17 protein-coding genes and 1 tRNA gene are annotated in these 19,379 nt (G+C 70.7%); 7 read left to right on the top strand and 11 right to left on the bottom strand.

The window, feature by feature from the left end; translation table 11 throughout:
* Window positions 1–19 precede the first annotated feature (19 nt).
* The gene (locus ACZ46W_RS19565; protein ID WP_468339085.1) at window positions 20–1,708 is read right to left on the bottom strand and encodes a sodium:solute symporter family protein; all 1,689 of its coding nucleotides are present in this window, start codon (window positions 1,706–1,708) and stop codon (window positions 20–22) included.
* A 231-nt stretch (window positions 1,709–1,939) separates the two neighbouring features.
* On the opposite strand from ACZ46W_RS19565, the gene galT reads away from it, so the two are divergent.
* The 4 genes from galT to ACZ46W_RS19545 all read left to right on the top strand — a co-directional run bounded on the left by galT (window position 1,940) and on the right by ACZ46W_RS19545 (window position 6,123).
* A complete protein-coding gene (gene galT, locus ACZ46W_RS19560; RefSeq protein ID WP_468339083.1) occupies window positions 1,940–2,983 on the top strand; it encodes a galactose-1-phosphate uridylyltransferase in 1,044 nt (347 codons plus the stop codon).
* Entirely contained in the window at window positions 2,980–3,954 is a 975-nt protein-coding gene (gene galE / locus ACZ46W_RS19555; RefSeq protein ID WP_468339081.1) for a UDP-glucose 4-epimerase GalE, read from the top strand. Before galT ends, galE begins: the two co-directional genes overlap by 4 nt.
* Window positions 3,951–5,093: a galactokinase gene (gene galK / locus ACZ46W_RS19550; RefSeq protein ID WP_468339079.1), complete on the top strand. Its 1,143-nt coding sequence runs from the start codon at window positions 3,951–3,953 to the stop codon at window positions 5,091–5,093. The genes galE and galK overlap by 4 nt, the downstream gene beginning before the upstream one ends.
* A gap of 244 nt (window positions 5,094–5,337) precedes the next feature.
* The gene (locus ACZ46W_RS19545) at window positions 5,338–6,123 is read left to right on the top strand and encodes a LuxR C-terminal-related transcriptional regulator (RefSeq protein ID WP_468339077.1); all 786 of its coding nucleotides are present in this window, start codon (window positions 5,338–5,340) and stop codon (window positions 6,121–6,123) included.
* Here the strand turns inward: ACZ46W_RS19545 and tamR are convergent.
* Window positions 6,082–6,579, bottom strand: coding sequence for a MarR family transcriptional regulator TamR (tamR, locus tag ACZ46W_RS19540; protein ID WP_073757514.1), 498 nt, complete (start codon window positions 6,577–6,579; stop codon window positions 6,082–6,084). The genes ACZ46W_RS19545 and tamR overlap by 42 nt on opposite strands.
* 131 nt (window positions 6,580–6,710) lie before the next feature.
* On the opposite strand from tamR, the gene ACZ46W_RS19535 reads away from it, so the two are divergent.
* Window positions 6,711–7,550 carry a trans-aconitate 2-methyltransferase gene (locus ACZ46W_RS19535; RefSeq protein WP_468339075.1) on the top strand — a complete coding sequence of 280 codons (840 nt, stop codon included), beginning with the start codon at window positions 6,711–6,713 and terminating at the stop codon, window positions 7,548–7,550.
* 106 nt (window positions 7,551–7,656) lie between these two features.
* Here ACZ46W_RS19535 and ACZ46W_RS19530 read toward each other — a convergent pair whose 3' ends face one another.
* On the bottom strand, window positions 7,657–8,334 hold the full coding sequence (locus tag ACZ46W_RS19530) for a TetR/AcrR family transcriptional regulator (protein WP_468339073.1): 678 nt from the start codon (window positions 8,332–8,334) through the stop codon (window positions 7,657–7,659).
* Window positions 8,331–9,317: an acyl-CoA desaturase gene (locus ACZ46W_RS19525; RefSeq protein WP_468339071.1), complete on the bottom strand. Its 987-nt coding sequence runs from the start codon at window positions 9,315–9,317 to the stop codon at window positions 8,331–8,333. Before ACZ46W_RS19525 ends, ACZ46W_RS19530 begins: the two co-directional genes overlap by 4 nt.
* 214 nt (window positions 9,318–9,531) lie before the next feature.
* On the opposite strand from ACZ46W_RS19525, the gene ppc reads away from it, so the two are divergent.
* The gene (gene ppc, locus ACZ46W_RS19520) at window positions 9,532–12,261 is read left to right on the top strand and encodes a phosphoenolpyruvate carboxylase (RefSeq protein ID WP_468339069.1); all 2,730 of its coding nucleotides are present in this window, start codon (window positions 9,532–9,534) and stop codon (window positions 12,259–12,261) included.
* 66 nt (window positions 12,262–12,327) lie between these two features.
* Here the strand turns inward: ppc and ACZ46W_RS19515 are convergent, their stop codons facing one another.
* The 7 genes from ACZ46W_RS19515 to ACZ46W_RS19485 form a co-directional block, all read right to left on the bottom strand.
* Window positions 12,328–13,038 carry a hypothetical protein gene (locus ACZ46W_RS19515; protein WP_468339067.1) on the bottom strand — a complete coding sequence of 237 codons (711 nt, stop codon included), beginning with the start codon at window positions 13,036–13,038 and terminating at the stop codon, window positions 12,328–12,330.
* 144 nt (window positions 13,039–13,182) lie between these two features.
* Entirely contained in the window at window positions 13,183–13,650 is a 468-nt protein-coding gene (locus ACZ46W_RS19510; protein WP_468339065.1) for a hypothetical protein, read from the bottom strand.
* Window positions 13,651–13,704: 54 nt separating this feature from the next.
* On the bottom strand, window positions 13,705–14,301 hold the full coding sequence (pth, locus tag ACZ46W_RS19505) for an aminoacyl-tRNA hydrolase (RefSeq protein ID WP_468339063.1): 597 nt from the start codon (window positions 14,299–14,301) through the stop codon (window positions 13,705–13,707).
* A gap of 84 nt (window positions 14,302–14,385) precedes the next feature.
* Window positions 14,386–14,979, bottom strand: coding sequence for a 50S ribosomal protein L25/general stress protein Ctc (locus ACZ46W_RS19500; protein ID WP_468339061.1), 594 nt, complete (start codon window positions 14,977–14,979; stop codon window positions 14,386–14,388).
* Window positions 14,980–15,186: 207 nt separating this feature from the next.
* Window positions 15,187–16,164 (bottom strand): ribose-phosphate diphosphokinase, encoded by a 978-nt coding sequence (locus ACZ46W_RS19495; protein ID WP_468339059.1) that lies wholly within the window; start codon window positions 16,162–16,164, stop codon window positions 15,187–15,189.
* 109 nt (window positions 16,165–16,273) lie between these two features.
* The gene (glmU, locus tag ACZ46W_RS19490; protein WP_468339057.1) at window positions 16,274–17,725 is read right to left on the bottom strand and encodes a bifunctional UDP-N-acetylglucosamine diphosphorylase/glucosamine-1-phosphate N-acetyltransferase GlmU; all 1,452 of its coding nucleotides are present in this window, start codon (window positions 17,723–17,725) and stop codon (window positions 16,274–16,276) included.
* A gap of 127 nt (window positions 17,726–17,852) precedes the next feature.
* Window positions 17,853–17,923, bottom strand: a tRNA-Gln gene (locus ACZ46W_RS19485).
* Window positions 17,924–18,047: 124 nt separating this feature from the next.
* Between ACZ46W_RS19485 and ACZ46W_RS19480 the strand changes: the two genes are divergently transcribed.
* Window positions 18,048–19,361 (top strand): sensor histidine kinase, encoded by a 1,314-nt coding sequence (locus ACZ46W_RS19480; RefSeq protein ID WP_468339055.1) that lies wholly within the window; start codon window positions 18,048–18,050, stop codon window positions 19,359–19,361.
* Window positions 19,362–19,379: the final 18 nt, after the last annotated feature.

The following is a 19,379-nucleotide window of genomic DNA, read 5'->3' as shown; positions in this document are numbered from 1 at the left end:
GTGGGTGCCTCCGGGGCGGTCACAGGGAGTACGGCAGGTAGCAGGCGGCGGCCAAGGCGACGGCTCCCCAGCCCAGCAGGGCGGGGCGCCGGTACCAGGCGTCGTCGCCCTCGGACGGGGCCTCCTCCATGCCGGGCGACCTCGTCCCGTACACCAGGCCGGCGAGCTCCGCCTCGGGCTTCGGAGCGGTGAACAGCGTGACGGCGACCATCACCACCGCACCGGCGACGAACCCGACGATCGCCGAGACGAAGTTGGCGCCCTGGTCGGTGGGGATGGCGATGACGCCCTGCTTGTAGATGACGAAGTAGTTGACCATCGCGGCGACGGTGCCCGCTATCAGCCCCCAGAAGCCGGACTTGACCGAGGCGCGCTTCCAGAACATGCCGATGATGAAGACGACGAACATCGGCACGTTGAAGAAGGAGAACAGGGTCTGGAGGTACCCCATGATGTTGGAGAAGCTGGCGGCGAGGAACGCGGTGCCGATGGAGGCGAGGACGCCGATCGCGGTGATCAGCCGGCCGAAGCGCAGGTAGTAGGTGTCGTCGCGGCCCTTGACCACGTACTTGGCCCAGATGTCGGCGGTGAAGACGGTGTTGAACGACGACACGTTCGCCGCCATGCCCGCCATGAACGCGGCGAGCAGGCCGGTAACGGCTATGCCGAGTACGCCGTTGGGCAGCAGCTCCTGCATCAGCAGCGGGATGGCGTCGTTGTAGGTGAGGTCCGAGCCCGCCGTGCCGATCCTCGGTACCAGGACGGCGGCGACCAGGCCCGGGATCATCACCGCGAACACGATGAAGATCTTGGGGAAGGCGGCGATCAGCGGGGTGCGCTTGGCGGCGGACAGGTTCTTCGCGGACAGGGCGCGCTGCACCTCGGCGAAGTTGGTGGTCCAGTAGCCGAAGGAGAGGACGAACCCGAGGCCGAGGACGATGGTCAGCCAGTTCGCGCCCAGCGGGTTGGGGTCGCCGATGCCGGTGCCGCCCCAGGCGGAGAGGAAGTCGGAGCCGTGGCTCTTCTCCAGTGAGCCGGTCAGTCCGTCCCAGCCGCCGACCCGCTTCAGGCCGAGCACGGTCAGCGGGATGAGCGCGGCGAGGATCACGAAGAACTGGAGCACCTCGTTGTAGATGGCCGAGGACAGGCCGCCGACGGTGATGTACGCCAGGACGAAGAAGCCGGCGACGACGATGGAGACCCACTGCGGCCAGCCGAGCAGCGCCTCGACGACGATCGACAGGGCGTAGAGGTTGACGCCCGCGATGAGGATGGCGGCGAACGCGAACAGCACCGAGCTGAGCAGGTGCGCCGGCCTGTCGAACCGCTGGAGCAGGAACTCCGGTACGGAACGGACCTTGGAGCCGTAGTAGAAGGGCATCATCACCAGGCCCAGGAAGACCATCGCGGGGATGGCGCCGATCCAGTACCAGTGGACGACGGCCACGCCGTACTGGGCGCCCGTCGCGGCCATGCCGAGGATCTCCGTCGCGCCCAGGTTGGCGGCGACGAAGGCCAGTCCGGTGACCCAGGCGGGCAGGGAGCGGCCCGAGAGGAAGAAGTCGAGGCTGGTCCTCACACTGGCCCGGGCGGCGAATCCGATGCCCAGGACCACGGCGAAGTAGATCGCCAGGATCGTGTAGTCGAGCCCGTTGGTGGGGAGCCGGAGCCCGTCGGCCAGGTAGTGCCCGTCGGCGAGGTGATGCATGAGTACTCGCTTCGTCGCGTGGACTGATCACGCCGGAACCTACGCCTCCCTGTTCATGATCTGAACAGTTCTGTTGGTTTTCTTTGTTTGATTGTGATCGGGTAAGGAGAAATGTCGGAAGCAAGCGCTTGCAGCTCGTCACGACGCTGGGCGTTGACGGGTGCTGTTGGGCTGTGGTTGGTTATGTTTGTTTCTGTTGGTGTGGGCGTGAGGTTCCCGAGGAGTCCTTGAGTGAAGAAGACGTCGACCCGGCTGGCCGACGGCCGTGAGCTGGTCTATTACGACGCGCGGGACGACGCCGTCCGTGACGCCGTGGACCGGCGCCCCCTCGACCCCATCTCCACCACCGCGGAGATCCGCCACGACCCGCTGCTGGGCGACTCGGTCGCCATCGCCTCGCACCGCCAGGGCCGCACCTACCACCCGCCCGCCGACGAATGCCCCCTGTGCCCCTCCCGCGACGGCCGGCGCAGCGAGATCCCGGCCGGCGACTACGACGTGGTCGTCTTCGAGAACCGCTTCCCCTCCCTCGCCGGTGACTCCGGCCGCTGCGAGGTCGTCTGCTTCACCCCCGACCACGACGCCTCGTTCGCCGACCTCACCGAGGAGCAGGCGGCCCTCGTCCTGGAGGCCTGGACCGACCGCACTGCCGAACTCGCCGAGCTGCCGGGCGTGAAGCAGGTGTTCTGCTTCGAGAACCGGGGCGCCGAGATCGGCGTCACCCTCGGCCACCCGCACGGCCAGATCTACGCGTACCCCTTCACCACCCCGCGCACGGCGCTGATGCAGCGTTCCGTCGCCGCCCACCGCGCCGCCACCGGCCGCAACCTCTTCGACGACCTCGTCGAGCGCGAGCGCACCGACGCCGAACGGGTGGTCCTGCGGACCGACGAGTGGATCGCCTTCGTGCCGTACGCCGCCCACTGGCCGTACGAGGTGCACCTCTACCCCAGGCGTCGCGTGCCCGACCTGCGGGCGTTGGACGAGGCCGCGCGCGCCGGGTTCCCCCAGGTCTACCTGGAACTCTTGCGTCGCTTCGACCGCATCTTCGGGGAGGGCGAACCGCCGACGCCGTACATCTCGGCCTGGCACCAGGCGCCCTTCACCGGCCCCGGGTGCGACGACTTCGCCCTGCATCTCGAGCTTTTCACCATCCGACGCACTTCCGGCAAGCTGAAGTTCCTCGCGGGCTCGGAGTCCGGCATGAGCGTGTTCATCAACGACGTGCCGCCGGAGGCCGCGGCCCGCCGACTGCGAGAGGTAGCGAGCGCATGAAGTATCTCGTCACGGGTGGAGCCGGCTACGTCGGCAGTGTGGTCGCCGCGCACCTGCTTCGGGCGGGGCACGAGGTGACCGTCCTCGACGACCTGTCGACCGGCTTCCGCGAGGGCGTACCGGTGGGCGCGCGCTTCATCGAGGGCCGCATCCAGGACGCCGCCCGGTACCTGGACCCCTCCTACGACGGCGTCCTGCACTTCGCCGCGTTCTCGCAGGTCGGCGAGTCCGTCACCGACCCCGAGAAGTACTGGGTGAACAACGTCGGCGGCACCATGGCCCTGCTGGCCGCGATGCGCGACGCGGGCGTGCGCCGCCTGGTCTTCTCCTCCACGGCCGCGACCTACGGTGAGCCGGTCTCGACGCCCATCACCGAGACCGACCCCACCGCGCCCACCAGCCCCTACGGCGCCACGAAGCTCGCCGTCGACCACATGATCACCGGCGAGGCCGCCGCGCACGGCCTGGCCGCCGCCTCACTGCGGTACTTCAACGTCGCCGGGGCGTACGGCGAGTGCGGCGAGCGACACGACCCCGAATCCCACCTCATTCCGCTCGTCCTCCAGGTCGCGATGGGCGAGCGGGAGTCGATCTCCGTGTACGGCGACGACTACCCGACCCCCGACGGCACCTGCGTGCGCGACTACATCCACGTCGCCGACCTGGCCGAGGCGCACCTGCTCGCCATGGACGCGGTCACGCCGGGCGAGCACCTCATCTGCAACCTCGGCAACGGCGAGGGCTTCTCGGTGCGCGAGGTCATCGAGACCGTCCGCGAGGTGACCGGCCACCCGGTGCCCGAGGTCGTCGCCGGTCGCCGCCCCGGCGACCCGGCGGTGCTGGTGGCCTCGGCCGCCACCGCGCGCGACCGGCTGGGCTGGAAGCCCTCCCGGCCGGAGCTGGCGGGCATCGTGGCGGACGCGTGGGACTTCGCGAAGACCCTCGCCAAGAAGAGAGGGGCGGGGCGATGACCGTCGAGGACGGCTTCAAGGAGCTGTACGGGTACGCGCCCGAGGGCGTGTGGGCGGCGCCCGGCCGGGTCAACCTCATCGGCGAGTACACCGACTTCAACGACGGCTTCGTCATGCCGCTGGCGCTCCCGCACACCGCCGTCGCCGCCGTGTCGCGGCGCACCGACGGGCAGTTGCGCGTGCACTCGGCCGACACCGACCAGGGCGTGGTCCAGCTCGGCGTCGATGCCCTGGAGCCGCTCGCCGACACCGGGTGGGCCGCCTATCCGGCGGGTGTGGTGTGGGCGCTGCGCGCGGCGGGCCACCCGGTGACCGGCGCCGATATCCACCTCGCGTCCACCGTGCCCACGGGCGCCGGGCTGTCGTCGTCGGCCGCCCTGGAGGTCGTCACCGCGCTCGCGCTGAACGACCTGTACGGGCTCGGGCTGACCGCCCCGGAGCTGGCCGTCCTCGCGCAGCGCGCCGAGAACGCGTTCGTGGGCGTGCCGTGCGGCGTGATGGACCAGATGGCGTCCGCGTGCTGCACCGAGGGCCACGCCCTGTACCTCGACACCCGTGACCTGACGGTACGTCAAGTGCCGTTCGACCTCGCCGACCAGGGTCTGACGCTGCTGGTCGTGGACACCCGCGTGAAGCACGCGCTCGGCGACGGCGCGTATGCCGAGCGGCGCGCCGGGTGCGAGGCGGGCGCGCGGGCGCTGGGTGTGCGCACGCTGCGCGAGGTCGAGTACGTGCAACTGTCCGCTGCCCTGCGACGGTTGGGTGACGAAACGGTTCGCTCGTACGTCCGCCACGTCGTGTCCGACAACCACCGCGTCCAGCGGACGATCGCCCTCCTGGACGCGGGCGACGTGCGGGCGGTCGGGCCGGTCCTCAGCGAGGGCCACGCCTCCCTCCGCGACGACTTGGCGGTGTCCTGCCCGGAACTGGACCTGGTGGTGTCGGCGGCGACCGGCGCCGGGGCGCTCGGCGCGCGGATGACGGGCGGCGGGTTCGGCGGCTCGGCGATCGTGCTGGCCGAGGCGGCGGACGCGGACACGGTGACCAAGGCGGTGGGTGAGGCGTTCGCGGCGGCCGGGTACACCGCTCCACGGGTCTTCCCGGCGGTGCCGTCGGCGGGGGCGCGCCGCGTGGCGTGAGCGCGGGCGCGGCCGGCGCCCACGCGCGCGTGCCTGTGAGTTTGGTGAAGTGCCCTTCCCCGCCGCCCGCCCCGCCGTACTCTGATGCACGGCACCGGTGGGGGCCGGTGCTGATCAGGGGGCGAGACAGCCGGGTACGACGCCCGGGGCGGGGGTAACAGTCACTGCACGGCGGCGGCCGTGCGACCACTGAGTACCTCGGGCTCCGGGCGCCGTACCCGTAGCTGCGCAGCTTCCTCGACACATGGGGGTGTCAGTGGTCCGTATCCGGGTTCTGGTGGTGGACGACCACCGCATCTTCGCCGAGTCGCTCGCCGCCGCTCTGGCGGCCGAGCCCGACGTGGACGTCGCGGCGGCCGGCAGCGGCCCCGCCGCGATGCGCTGCCTGGACCGGGCGACGGCCGAGGGCCGCAGGTTCGATGTGCTGCTCATCGACGCCGACCTGGGCACCGCGGCCGCTCCGGCGGTCGCCCGCGCGGTGCCGGACAACGGCGAGGGCGTGGTGGACGGCATCTCGCTGGTCGCCGGGGTCCGGGAGGGCCGCCCCGAGGTGCGTACGGTCGTGCTGGCCGAGAAGGACGACCCGCGGCGGGCCGCGCTCGCCCTCCAGTCCGGCGCCTCGGGCTGGGTCGCCAAGGACTGCTCGCTCCAGCGGCTGCTGACGGTCATACGGGGAGTGCTGCGCGACGAGACGCATCTGCCGCCCGCGCTGCTCACCGGGGTGCTGCGGGAACTGACGGCCGCGCGCAAGCACCGCACCGAGAGCGAGCGGCTGGTGGAGTCGCTCACCCCGCGCGAGCGGGAGGTGCTGCGCTGCATGGTGGCGGGCCTGGGCCGCAAGGCGGTCGCCGAGCGGCTGTTCCTGTCGCCGCACACGGTGCGTACGCACATGCAGAACGTGCTGGGCAAGCTGGGTGTGCACTCCACGCTCGCGGCAGTGGCGCTGGCCCGCCGGGCGGGTGTGGGCCCGGCCGAGACGGAGCCGGCCTTAGCCGGGGATGTTGTCGAACGGGGCGGTCAGTTGGCGTAGCAGCGCGGCCAGTTCGGCGCGCTGGGCGCGGGACAGCTCCGCGAGGATGGCGCGCTCCTGGGCGAGGAGCCCGGCGAGGGCCTGGTCGGCGCGGTCGCGGCCCTCGGGAGTGAGGCGGACCAGGACGCCGCGCCGGTCACTGGGGTCGGGCAGGCGCTCGACGAGGCCCTTCTTGGCGAGCCGGTCGATGCGGTTGGTCATGGTGCCGGAGGTGACCAGCGTCTGGGTGAGCAGTTGGCCGGGGGAGAGCTGGTAAGGTGCGCCGGCGCGGCGCAGTGACGTCAGGACGTCGAACTCCCAGGGTTCCAGGTTGTGCTCGGAGAAGGCGAGGCGTCGGGCCCGGTCGAGGTGGCGGGCCAGCCTGGAGACGCGGCTGAGCACCTCGAGCGGTTCCACGTCGAGGTCGGGGCGCTCGCGGCGCCATGCAGCGACCAGTCGGTCGACCTCGTCCTCCATGGCGATCAGTGTAGGGGATCTGTCGACGTGAAGTCTCTTGACGTCAAGAAATATTCGGCTGGACCATTGGGCATGACGGGGCCGGGACTCTGTTCCGCTTCGGTACTACGTTCCAGCAAGGGGGCTCGAACATGTATTCCGCACCAACCTGGGATCCACAGCAGTACCTGCGCCACTCCTCACACCGCACGCGACCGTTCCTCGACCTGCTCGCCCGGATACCGGAACTGCCGGCCACCCTGGAGGGCCGCTCGCCCCGCATCGCCGACCTCGGCTGCGGCCCCGGCAATGTCACCGCCCTGCTCGCCGACCGCTGGCCCGGTGCGCGCATCACCGGCTTCGACCTCTCGCCCGAGATGCTGGAACAGGCGAAGAAGACCTACGCCGGCACCACCGACGGCGGCGGCTGGCTCGATTTCCGCCCGGCCGACGCCGCGCACTGGACGCCGGACGAACCTTACGACCTGATCATCTCAAACGCGGCGCTCCAATGGGTGCCCAACCATCCGGAGTCGTTCCCCGTCTGGACCCAGGGGCTCGTCCCGGGCGGCACGCTCGCTTTCCAGGTGCCCGCCAACTTCACCTCGCCCAGCCACGCGCTGCTGGGCGAGCTGTGCGAGACCCCGCAGTGGCGGGCCCGCCTCACGGGCCACGGCCGCCGCTTCGTCCACATCCTCGACGCCGCCGACTACCTCACGCGCCTGGCCGACCTGGGCCTGGCCGTGGACGTGTGGGAGACGGTCTACTCCCAGCTCCTCCAGGGCGAGGACCCGGTCCTCGACTGGGTCAAGGGCACCGCGCTGCGGCCGGTCCTGACCGCCCTTGACGGCGACGACGAGGCGGTCGCCGAATTCCTGGCCCAGTACCGTGACCTGCTGCGCAAGGCGTATCCGCCCGGCCCGCACGGCACGGTCTTCCCGTTCCGCCGCATCTTCGCGGTCGCCACCCGGGGCCAGGAGGCGAAGGGGTGACGCCCCACTTAACGGCGATACCCGCCATACGCCCGCGCCGGGGCGCGCCACGCTGCCGCGCCGCGCCCCGGCACGGGTCCGCACGGCTCTTACGGGTTGTCGTTCCTCAGCTCTTGCGGTGGCCTATCAGCCGGGGGTTTGGCTCCAGGCCGTCCAGGCCGTGCCAGGCCAGGTTCACCAGGTGGGCCGCCACCTCCGCCTTCTTCGGCTTGCGGGCGTCCAGCCACCACTGGCCGGTCAGGGCCACCATGCCCACCAGCGCCTGGGCGTAGAGCGGGGCCAGCTTCGGGTCGAAGCCCCGCGCCTTGAACTCCAGGCCCAGGATGTCCTCCACCTGCGTGGCGATGTCCGAGATCAGCGACGCGAACGTGCCCGTCGACTGGGCCACCGGCGAGTCCCGCACCAGGATGCGGAAGCCGTCCGTGTACGTCTCGATGTAGTCCAGCAGCGCGAACGCCGCCTGTTCCAGCAGCTCGCGCGGGTGCCCGGCGGTCAGGGCCCCGGTCACCATGTCGAGGAGCTGGCGCATCTCGCGGTCCACGACGACCGCGTACAGGCCCTCCTTGCCGCCGAAGTGCTCGTACACCACCGGCTTCGAGACGCCCGCCTTCGCGGCGATCTCCTCCACCGACGTGCCCTCGAAGCCCCGCTCGGCGAAGAGCGTGCGGCCGATGTCGAGCAGTTGCTGCCGGCGCTCCGCGCCCGTCATCCGGACCCGGCGCCCGCGCCTGGGTTTGTCGCTGCTGCTGGTACTACTGCCGTCGATCGCCACACCGTCCATCATGCCGCGTTCGCGGCGCGGTCCTGGCGGCGGGCTTCGATCCGCGACCGGCTCGGCCAGCGCACGTCGTAGGCCCAGCCCAGCATTTCGAACCAGCGGATCAGGCGGGCGCTGGAGTCGATCTGCCCCCGCATCACCCCGTGACGTGCACACGTCGGGTCCGCGTGGTGCAGGTTGTGCCACGACTCACCGCACGACAGCACCGCCAGCCACCAGACGTTGCCGGAGCGGTCCCGCGACTTGAACGGGCGCTTGCCCACCGCGTGGCAGATCGAGTTGATCGACCACGTGACGTGGTGCAGCAACGCGACCCGTACCAGCGAGCCCCAGAAGAACGCCGTGAAGGCGCCCCACCACGACATCGTGACCAGACCGCCCACCAGCGGCGGGATCGCCAGCGACACGACCGTCCAGAAGACGAACTGGCGCGAGATCCGGCGGATCGCCGGGTCCTTGATCAGATCCGGCGCGTACTTGTGCTGCGGCGTCTGCTCCTCGTCGAACATCCAGCCGATGTGCGCCCACCACAGGCCCTTCATCAGCGCCGGAACGGTCTCCCCGAACCGCCACGGCGAGTGCGGGTCACCCTCCGCGTCCGAGAACTTGTGGTGCTTGCGGTGGTCCGCCACCCAGCGCACCAACGGCCCCTCCACCGCCAGCGACCCCATGATCGCCAGCGCGATGCGCAGCGGCCGCTTCGCCTTGAACGAACCGTGCGTGAAGTAACGGTGGAACCCGATCGTGATGCCGTGGCAGCCGATGTAGTACATCGCCACCAGCAGCCCCAGATCCAGCCAGCTCACGCCCCAGCCCCACGCCAGCGGCACCGCCGCGAGCAGGGCCAGGAAGGGCACCGTGATGAACAGCAGCAGCGTGATCTGCTCGATCGAGCGCTTGCTGTCCCCGCCGAGTGTGGCGGAGGGCAGGTCCGGGGAGGGAGAAGCGGCGGGATCCGAGGTTTCGAGCACGTCGGAGCTTGTGGTCATGGGTGTCCCCTGGGGGCTGAGGGATACAACGGAAGCTGTGGCTACGGTCCCGTAACCTACGGCGACGTAAGTATGGCAGCGGTTGGGCGCGCGGCAAGAGGGCTGGCGACGGCGCCGCCGGAGGGGACACCTATCCTGGGTGTCGTCGGACAGCGCGGTCCGCAGCCTCCAGTACCCCTCCAGACGTGCTCAAACACTGCAAGGAGCCGCACCTGTGAGCAGTGCCGACCAGACCCCCACCGCCAGCGCCGAGCTGCGCGCCGACATCCGCCGACTGGGCGACCTGCTGGGCGAGACGCTCGTACGGCAGGAAGGACCCGAGCTCCTGGAGCTCGTCGAGAAGGTCCGCCGCCTCACGCGCGAGAACGGCGAAGCCGCAGCCGAGCTGCTCGGCGACACCGACCTGGAGACCGCCGCGAAGCTGGTACGCGCCTTCTCCACGTACTTCCACCTGGCCAACGTCACCGAGCAGGTGCACCGCGGCAAGGAGCTGCGCGAGAAGCGCGCCGCCGAGGGCGGCCTGCTCGCCCGCACCGCCGACATGCTCAAGGACGGCGATCCCGAGCACGTGCGCGAGACGGTCAAGCACCTCAACGTCCGCCCCGTCTTCACCGCGCACCCCACCGAGGCCGCGCGACGCTCCGTGCTCAACAAGCTCCGCCGTATCGCCGAGCTGCTGGAGACCCCGGTCATCGCCTCCGACCGGCGCCGCCACGACCTGCGCCTGGCCGAGTCCATCGACCTCATCTGGCAGACCGACGAACTGCGCGTCGTACGCCCCGAGCCGACCGACGAGGCCCGCAACGCCATCTACTACCTCGACGAGCTGCATGCCAACGCCGTCGGCGACGTCCTGGAGGACCTCGCCGCCGAGCTGGAGCGCGTCGGCGTCGAGCTGCCCGCCGGCACCCGGCCCCTCACCTTCGGCACCTGGATCGGCGGCGACCGCGACGGCAACCCCAACGTCACCCCCGCCGTCACCTGGGACGTGCTGATCCTCCAGCACGAGCACGGCATCACCGACGCCATCGAGCTGATCGACCACCTGCGCAGCCAGCTCTCCAACTCCATCCGGTACGCCGGCGCCACCCAGGAGCTCCTGGACTCCCTCCAGCAGGACCTGGACCGGCTCCCCGAGATCAGCCCCCGCTACAAGCGCCTCAACGCCGAGGAGCCCTACCGGCTCAAGGCCACCTGCATCCGGCAGAAGCTCGTCAACACCCGCGAACGCCTCGCCAAGGGCACCCCGCACCAGGAGGGCCGCGACTACCTCGGCACCGCCGAGCTGCTCCAGGACCTCACCCTGGTCCAGACGTCCCTGCGCGAACACCGCGGCGGCCTGTTCGCCGACGGCCGCATGGACCGCACCATCCGCACCCTGTCGGCGTTCGGCCTCCAGCTCGCCACCATGGACGTCCGCGAGCACGCCGACGCCCACCACCACACCCTCGGCCAGCTCTTCGACCGCCTCGGCGAGGAATCCTGGCGGTACGCGGACATGCCGCGCGACTACCGGCAGAAGCTGCTCGCCAAGGAGCTGCGCTCCCGCCGCCCGCTCGCGCCCACGCCCGCCCCGCTCGACGCGGCCGGCACCAAGACCCTCGGCGTCTTCCACACGGTCAAGGAGGCCTTCGAGCGCTTCGGGCCCGAGGTCATCGAGTCCTACATCATCTCCATGTGCCAGGGCGCCGACGACGTCTTCGCCGCCGCCGTCCTCGCCCGCGAGGCCGGACTCATCGACCTGCACGCCGGCTGGGCCAAGATCGGCATCGTGCCGCTCCTGGAGACCACCGACGAGCTCAAGGCCGCCGACGTCATCCTCAACGACATGCTCGCCGACCCGTCGTACCGGCGCCTCGTCTCGCTGCGCGGCGACGTCCAGGAGGTCATGCTCGGCTACTCCGACTCCTCCAAGTTCGGCGGCATCACCACCAGCCAGTGGGAGATCCACCGCGCCCAGCGCCGGCTGCGCGACGTCGCCCACCGCTACGGCGTACGCCTCCGCCTCTTCCACGGCCGCGGCGGCACCGTCGGCCGCGGCGGCGGCCCCTCCCACGACGCGATCCTCGCCCAGCCCTGGGGCACCCTGGAGGGCGAGATCAAGGTCACGGAGCAGGGCGAGGTCATCTCCGACAAGTACCTGATCCCCTCCCTGGCCCGGGAGAACCTGGAGCTCACGGTGGCGGCGACGCTCCAGGCGTCCGCCCTGCACACCGCGCCCCGCCAGTCCGACGAGGCCCTCGCCCGCTGGGACGCGGCCATGGACACCGTCTCCGACGCCGCCCACACCGCGTACCGCAAGCTCGTCGAGGACCCCGACCTGCCGACGTACTTCCTGGCCTCCACACCCGTCGACCAGCTCGCCGACCTGCACCTGGGCTCGCGGCCCTCCCGCCGCCCCGGCTCGGGCGTCTCGCTCGACGGACTGCGCGCCATCCCGTGGGTCTTCGGCTGGACCCAGTCGCGGCAGATCGTCCCCGGCTGGTACGGAGTCGGCTCCGGCCTCAAGGCCCTGCGCGAGGCCGGCCTCGACGCCGTACTCGACGAGATGTACGAGCAGTGGCACTTCTTCCGCAACTTCCTGTCCAACGTCGAGATGACCCTCGCCAAGACGGACCTGCGGATCGCCCGCCACTACGTCGAGACCCTCGTCCCGGAGAACCTGCGGCACGTCTTCGACGACATCGAGGCCGAGCACGCGCTCACGGTCAGCGAGGTGCTGCGCGTGACGGGCGGTGAGCAACTGCTCGACTCCAACCCCGTCCTCCAGCAGACCTTCGCCATCCGCGACGCCTACCTGGACCCGATCTCCTACCTCCAGGTCGCGCTGCTCGCCCGCCAGCGGGCCGCCGTCGAGCGCGGCGAGGAGCCCGACCCGCTGCTCGCCCGGGCCCTGCTGCTCACCGTCAACGGCGTGGCGGCCGGCCTGCGCAACACCGGCTGACGCGCGCGGACGAAGGAAGGGGGCGCCCGGAACCACCGGGCGCCCCTTTCACGCGTCATACGCCGGTCAGGGCTGCTTCTTGGCCCTGCCCAGCCGGGACACGAGGTAGCCGCCGCCCACGACGAGCGCCGCCGCGACGCCGGCGAGGATGCCGACCGGGGCGGAGCTGCCGGTCTCGGCGAGGTCGCCCTCGGCGGAGCCGTTCGCGGCGGGAGCTCCGGCAGCGGCCGGGGCGGACGAGGCGGGCGACGTGGCGTCCGTCTGCGCGGAGGGCTTGGCGGCGGACGGCTCGGCGGAGGGCTCCGCGGAGGGCCGCTCGCCCGGCTGGGACGCGCCCGGCTCGGAGCCGCCGGGCTCGTGGCCGCCCGGTTCCGCGTCGCACGCCGACCAGAAGACCTTCTGCTTGGCACGGCCGTTCTCGCCGTCGAAGTTCCAGAACAGCTTGTAGTGCCCGTCGGGCAGGGTTAGGTCGTCGGTGCGTCCGTGCCCCGACCCGTCCAGCGTCAGCGAACCGGACTCGACCGTCTCACCCTTGACGTCCGCCGTCGGAGCCCAGGCCTCGATGTGCCACTCCACCTGCTGGCCGGCGTCGAAGCCGAACGCGTCGAGGTAGAAGGTGCAGACGTGCGGTTCGTTCTTGAGGAGCTCCTCGCCGGTGGAGGCATCGTGGATCTTGACGGTGCCGTTGTCGCCCTTCGTGGCGAGAGCGGACGGGGCGAACACCAGTGAGCAGGCCGCAGCCGCCACCAGCACGCCGGAGAGAGTAAGAGTGCGCATGGATAGTCCAACGAGAGAGGGGGGCCGTGGGGGGCGGCTGAAGCTTCTTGTGACTCCACACCGGCGTCAAGACACCGGACGCCGCATACCCGATCACCCGCATAACGATTGGGTGAATCCCTCATTCCGCTACGCCGGCGACGGTCAGAGTGCGAAGAACGTCCCCACCAGCAGCGCCCCGCCCACCGACGCCGACACCCACGCCAGCCTGGGCAACCGCATCCCGCCACCGATCACCAGCGCCGCCAGCAACAACGCCCCGCCCAGCGGCAACCACGCGTGCAGCCCGCCCGGCCACCCCGTACGCACCAGCTCCGTCGTGTCCGGCTTCACCACCACCGGATACCGGCCGCCCTTCTGCACGGCCACCGAGTGCGCGATCGTCATGTCGGTACGCGGCCCGGGCGGGCCGTCCGGGTCGTAGCGCCCCGTACAGACGTCCGCCGAACACCCCGTGACCGTCAGCGTGCCGTGCTCACGGCCCTTCGACAGCAGGACATGCTGCGCCGTGCCCCACGACGCCCAGACACCCGCCACCACCAGCAGCAGGGCGACCAGCGCCATGGCGGCACCGCGCGCGTACGGGAGGGCTGAAGTCCGCTTCTTGCTCATGGGGCGCGATCCTCTGGGATATGACCGCGCCCGGTCAATCCCGGTCCCGACAGGTCAGGAGTTGTACGCCGACTGCGCCCGCTCCAGGCCCTCCGTCACCAGGCACTCGACCGCGTCGGCCGCCCGGTCCACGAAGTAGTCCAGCTCCTTGCGCTCGGCCGACGAGAAGTCCTTCAGCACGAAGTCCGCGACCTGCATCCGCCCCGGCGGACGCCCGATCCCGAACCGCAGCCGGTGGTAGTCCGCGCCCATCGCCTTCGTCATCGACTTCAGACCGTTGTGGCCGTTGTCGCCACCACCCAGCTTCAGCCGCAGCACCCCGTAATCGATGTCCAGCTCGTCATGGACCGCCACGATGTGCGCGGTGGGCACCTTGTAGAAGTCCCGCAACGCCGTGACCGGACCGCCGGACAGATTCATGTACGACATCGGCTTGGCCAGGATCACCCGCCGGTTCGCCGGCCCGGGGGGCCCGATGCGGCCCTCCACCACCTGCGCCTGTGCCTTCTGCGCCCGCTTGAACTTGCCGCCGATCCGCTCCGCGAGGAGGTCGGCCACCATGAAGCCGACGTTGTGCCGGTTCGCGGCGTACTCCGGCCCCGGGTTGCCCAGGCCCACGATGAGCCAGGGGGCGCTGGCATCCGTCGTCATGTCCTCAAGTCTCCTCGCGTACGAACAGGGAAACGGGGTGGCGGGCCGCAGCCCGCCACCCCGTCAAGCGGTGCCCAGGAGGGCTCAGGCCTCGGCGGCCTCTTCGCCCTCGGCACCCTCAGCGGCCGGCTCCTCGGCCTGCGCGGCCAGCACCTGGAGGACGACAGCGTCCTCCTCGACGGCCAGCGTGACGCCCTTGGGCAGGGTGATGTCCTTCGCCAGGACGGAGGCGCCGGCCTCCAGGCCCTCGACGGAGACGGTCAGCGACTCGGGGATGTGGGTGGCCTCGGCCTCGACCGGAAGCGCGTTGAGCACGTGCTCCAGCAGGTTGCCGCCCGGGGCCAGCTCGCCCTCGGCCACGACCGGAACCTCGACCGTGACCTTCTCGCCACGCTTGACCAGCAGCAGGTCGACGTGCTCCAGGAAGCCCTTCAGCGGGTCGCGCTGCACGGCCTTCGGGATGGCCAGCTCGTTGGTCTTGCCGTCGATGTCCAGGGAGATCAGGACGTTCGGCGTACGCAGCGCCAGCAGCAGGTCGTGGCCCGGCAGCGTCAGGTGCAGCGGCTGCGAGCCGTGACCGTAGAGAACACCCGGAACCTGGTTCGCGCGACGGATGCGGCGGGCGGCACCCTTGCCGAACTCGCTGCGGGTCTGGGCGGAGATCTTCACCTCGGACATATGCACTCCTCGTAAGTGTCAGACGGATCAACGGTCGTGGTGGTTACCCGGCCACGACTGGACTTGGCCTGCTACGAAGAGCGCGTCGATAACGGACCGCCGCACCTCGTTCGGTGCGGCCTCCCTCGCCGAGCAACTACACCAGTCTAACCGAAAGCGAAAGGCCGCCCCGACCGGTGTGGTCGGGGCGGCCTTTCGGCTGCGTACTCAGCCCTGCTCCTCGAAGAGGCTCGTCACCGAACCGTCCTCGAAGACCTCGCGGACCGCGCGGGCGATCGTCGGCGCGATCGACAGCACCGTGATCTTGTCCAGCTCCAGCTCACCCGGGGTCGGCAGCGTGTTCGTCAGCACGAACTCGCTCACCTTGGAGTTCTTCAGCCGGTCGGCCGCCGGGCCGGACAGGATGCCGTGCGTCGCGGTCACGATCACGTCCTCCGCGCCGTGCGCGAACAGCGCCTCGGCGGCCGCGCAGATCGTGCCACCCGTGTCGATCATGTCGTCGACCAGGACACACACCCGGCCCTCGACCTCACCCACGACCTCGTGGACCGTCACCTGGTTCGCGACGTCCTTGTCACGGCGCTTGTGCACGATCGCCAGCGGCGCGTCCAGCCGGTCGCACCAGCGGTCGGCGACACGGACGCGGCCGGCGTCCGGGGAGACGACGGTCAGCTTGTTGCGGTCGACCTTGGCGCCCACGTAGTCGGCCAGCACCGGCAGCGCCGACAGGTGGTCCACCGGACCGTCGAAGAAGCCCTGGATCTGGTCCGTGTGCAGGTCGACCGTGAGGATGCGGTCGGCGCCCGCGCACTTCAGCATGTCCGCGATCAGACGGGCCGAGATCGGCTCACGGCCACGGTGCTTCTTGTCCTGCCGGGCGTAGCCGTACGACGGGATGATCACGGTGATGCTCCGGGCCGAGGCCCGCTTCAGAGCATCGATCATGATCAACTGCTCCATGATCCACTTGTTGATGGGAGCCGTGTGGCTCTGCATCAGGAAGCAGTCCGCACCACGGGCCGACTCCTGGAAACGGACGTAGATCTCACCGTTGGCGAAGTCGAACGCCTTCGTCGGCACGAGGCCGACACCCAACTGGTGCGCAACCTCCTCGGCCAGCTCGGGGTGGGCGCGGCCGGAGAAGAGCATCAGCTTCTTCTCGCCGGTCGTCTTGATCCCGGTCACAGCACTGTCTCCTCAGACGTGTTCTCTGGCCGCGACCACTTTCCGCGCGAACCAGCCGAATTTGTGTGCACGTATCACGGTACGCCGAGTTCGACGCACCTGTTTCCGGTCAGTCCTCGCCGGAACCCTGCTCCGAGGCCGCCGCGGCTGCCTGCGCCGCCGCGCTGCCCGGCCGCTTCCGAGCCACCCAACCCTCGATATTCCGCTGCTGGCCACGGGCGACAGCCAGCGAACCGGGCGGTACGTCCTTGGTGATCACGGAGCCGGCGGCGGTGTACGCGCCGTCCCCGACCGTGACAGGCGCCACAAACATGTTGTCCGAGCCGGTACGGCAGTGCGACCCGATCGTCGTGTGGTGCTTGCTCTCGCCGTCGTAGTTCACGAACACGCTCGCGGCGCCGATGTTCGAGTACTCGCCGATCGTCGCGTCCCCGACGTACGACAGGTGCGGAACCTTCGAACCCTCGCCCACGCGCGCGTTCTTCATCTCCACATACGTGCCGGCCTTCGACTTCGGGCCCAGCAGCGTCCCCGGGCGCAGGTACGCGTACGGACCCACCGTCGCGCCCTCGCCGACGTCCGCCCGGTCCGCCACCGTGTTGTCCACCCGGGCACCCGGGCCAACCCGGGTGTCCTTCAGCCGGCTGTTCGGCCCCACCTCGGCGTCCTCGGCCAGATGCGTCGACCCCAGCAGGATCGTGTTCGGGTGCACCACCGCGTCCCGCTCGAACGTCACCGTGGCGTCCACGAAGACGGACGCCGGGTCGACGACCGTCACGCCGTCCATCATGGCCCGCTCCAGCAGCCGCTGGTTCAGCAGCGCCCGCGCCTCCGCCAACTGCACCCGGTTGTTGATCCCCAGGATCTCCCGGTGGTCCCCGGCCACCGACGCACCGACCCGGTGCCCGGCCTCACGGAGGATGCCGAGGACGTCCGTCAGGTACTCCTCGCCCTGACTGTTGTCCGTCCGCACCTTGCCCAGCGCGTCCGCCAGGAGCTTCCCGTCGAACGCGAACACCCCGGAGTTGATCTCCCGGATCGCGCGCTGCGCGTCGGTCGCGTCCTTGTGCTCCACGATCGCCGTGACGGCGTCCGTCTCCGGGTCCCGGATGATCCGCCCGTACCCGGTCGAATCCGGCACCTCGGCGGTCAGCACGGTCACGGCGTTGCCGTCGGTCGCGTGCGTCTCCGCCAGCGCGGTCAACGTCTCGCCGGACAGCAGCGGGGTGTCACCGCACACCACGACCACGGTCCCGTCCAGCGCCTCGGCCCCCAGCTCCTCCAGGGCCATCCGCACGGCGTGGCCGGTGCCGTTCTGCTCGTACTGCACGGCGGTACGGGTGCCGGCGTAGTGCTCGTCCAGGTGTGCGGTCACCTGCTCGCGGGCGTGCCCGACGACGACACACAGGTGCGCGGGGTCCAGCTCGCGTGCCGCCGAGACGACGTGTCCGACGAGCGAGCGCCCGCAGATCTGATGCAGGACCTTGGGGGTCTTCGACTTCATGCGGGTGCCCTCACCCGCTGCGAGGACGACGACGGCTGCCGGGCGGTTGGCGCTCACGGGAATGCCCTTCGGCTTCGGGTGGTGGACACCCGCAGGATACCGGGGGGTTTCGGGGCGGAAATGAGGGCGGGTCCTGACTGTGCGGTCAGGACCCGGTGTACGCGCTTCGCAAGGGATTCCAGAGCTCCCGGGGAAGGAATCGAACCCTCATTCAATGGACCAAAACCATTTGTCCTGCCATTAGACGACCCGGGATGGATCACCACGTATGCCCGAATTTTTCGCGGGTGGGCGCGCGTGGCAGGCCCTACTATGCCGTACCCGCCCCCTTCGACGCGACGCCGGAAATCGGGTCGCGCCCGCCCGTAGGCTGGAAGACATGACCGCAACGGGGGCAGACCAGGATGCCGCGGGCGTGACCGCCCGGGGCTGGTGGTGGTGGGGGCGGCGGCGCAGTGCCGTGCTGGACGTGACGCTCGGGGCCGTGTCGGCCCTGGAGTGCGCGGCCGAGGGGGTCGGGTTCGCGGACAACGCCGGGCTGCCCGTGCCCGTGGGGGTGCTGTTCGGGCTGGTGGCCGGGGCGGTGCTGGTCATGCGGCGGCGGTGGCCGATCGCCGTGGTGCTGGTGTCGATCGCGATCACGCCCGCCGAGATGGGCTACCTGATGAGCATCGTCGGGCTGTACACGCTCGCCGCCTCCGAGGTGCCCCGGCGGATCATCGCGGCGCTGGCGGGGATGTCGCTGGTCGCGGTGCTGATCGTGACGTTCGTGCGGGTGCGGCAGGACATCGCGTCGGCCGACTTCGATCCCGGGCCCTGGTACGTGCCGCTGATGGCGGTGTTCATGTCGCTGGGTCTGAACGCCCCGCCCGTGCTGTTCGGGCTGTACATAGGGGCGCGGCGGCGGTTGATGGAGAGCTTGCGGGAGCGGGCGGACAGCCTGGAGCAGGAGCTGTCGCTGCTGGCGGACCGGGCGGAGCAGCGCGCGCAGATGGCGCGTACGGAGGAGCGGACGCGGATCGCGCGGGAGATGCACGATGTGGTGGCGCACCGGGTGAGCCTGATGGTGGTGCACGCGGCGGCGCTTCAGGCGGTGGCGTTGAAGGACCCGCAGAAGGCGGCGAAGAACGCGGCGCTGGTGGGGGACATGGGTCGGCAGGCGCTGACGGAGTTGCGGGAGATGCTGGGGGTGCTGCGGGCGGGCGATCCGGCGCCGGTGCGGGAGTCGGTGCCGCTGGCGGCGGTGGGGCGGGCGGCGGCCGCGGCGGCCGGCAGGGGGGTGGACGCGGCGGAGGACGGGCCGTGCCTGGACGCGCTGGAGGAGTTGGTGGAGCAGTCCCGGCAGGCCGGGATGGCGGTGGAGCTTCAGGTGATGGGGGAGGCGCGGTCGTACGGGCCGCAGGTGGAGCGGACCGCGTACCGGGTGGTGCAGGAGGGGCTGACGAACGTCCACAAGCACGCGGCGGGCGCGAAGGTCGTGGTGCGGCTGGCGCACCGGGGCGGTGAGGTGGCGATGCAGGTGGAGAACGGGCCGTCGGACGGCAAGGCGGCGGATGCGGGGCTGCCGAGCGGGGGCAATGGTCTGGTGGGCATGCGCGAGCGGGTGACGGCGCTGGGCGGGGTCTTCGTGTCGGGCCCGACGGACGAGGGTGGTTTCAAGGTGTCGGCGGTGCTGCCGGTGCGGGCCGCGTAGCCGGTGCGGGGGCCGGGC

Source organism: Streptomyces sp. NPDC031064 (assembly GCF_055570965.1).
This window is presented reverse-complemented; position numbering and strand designations above follow the sequence as displayed.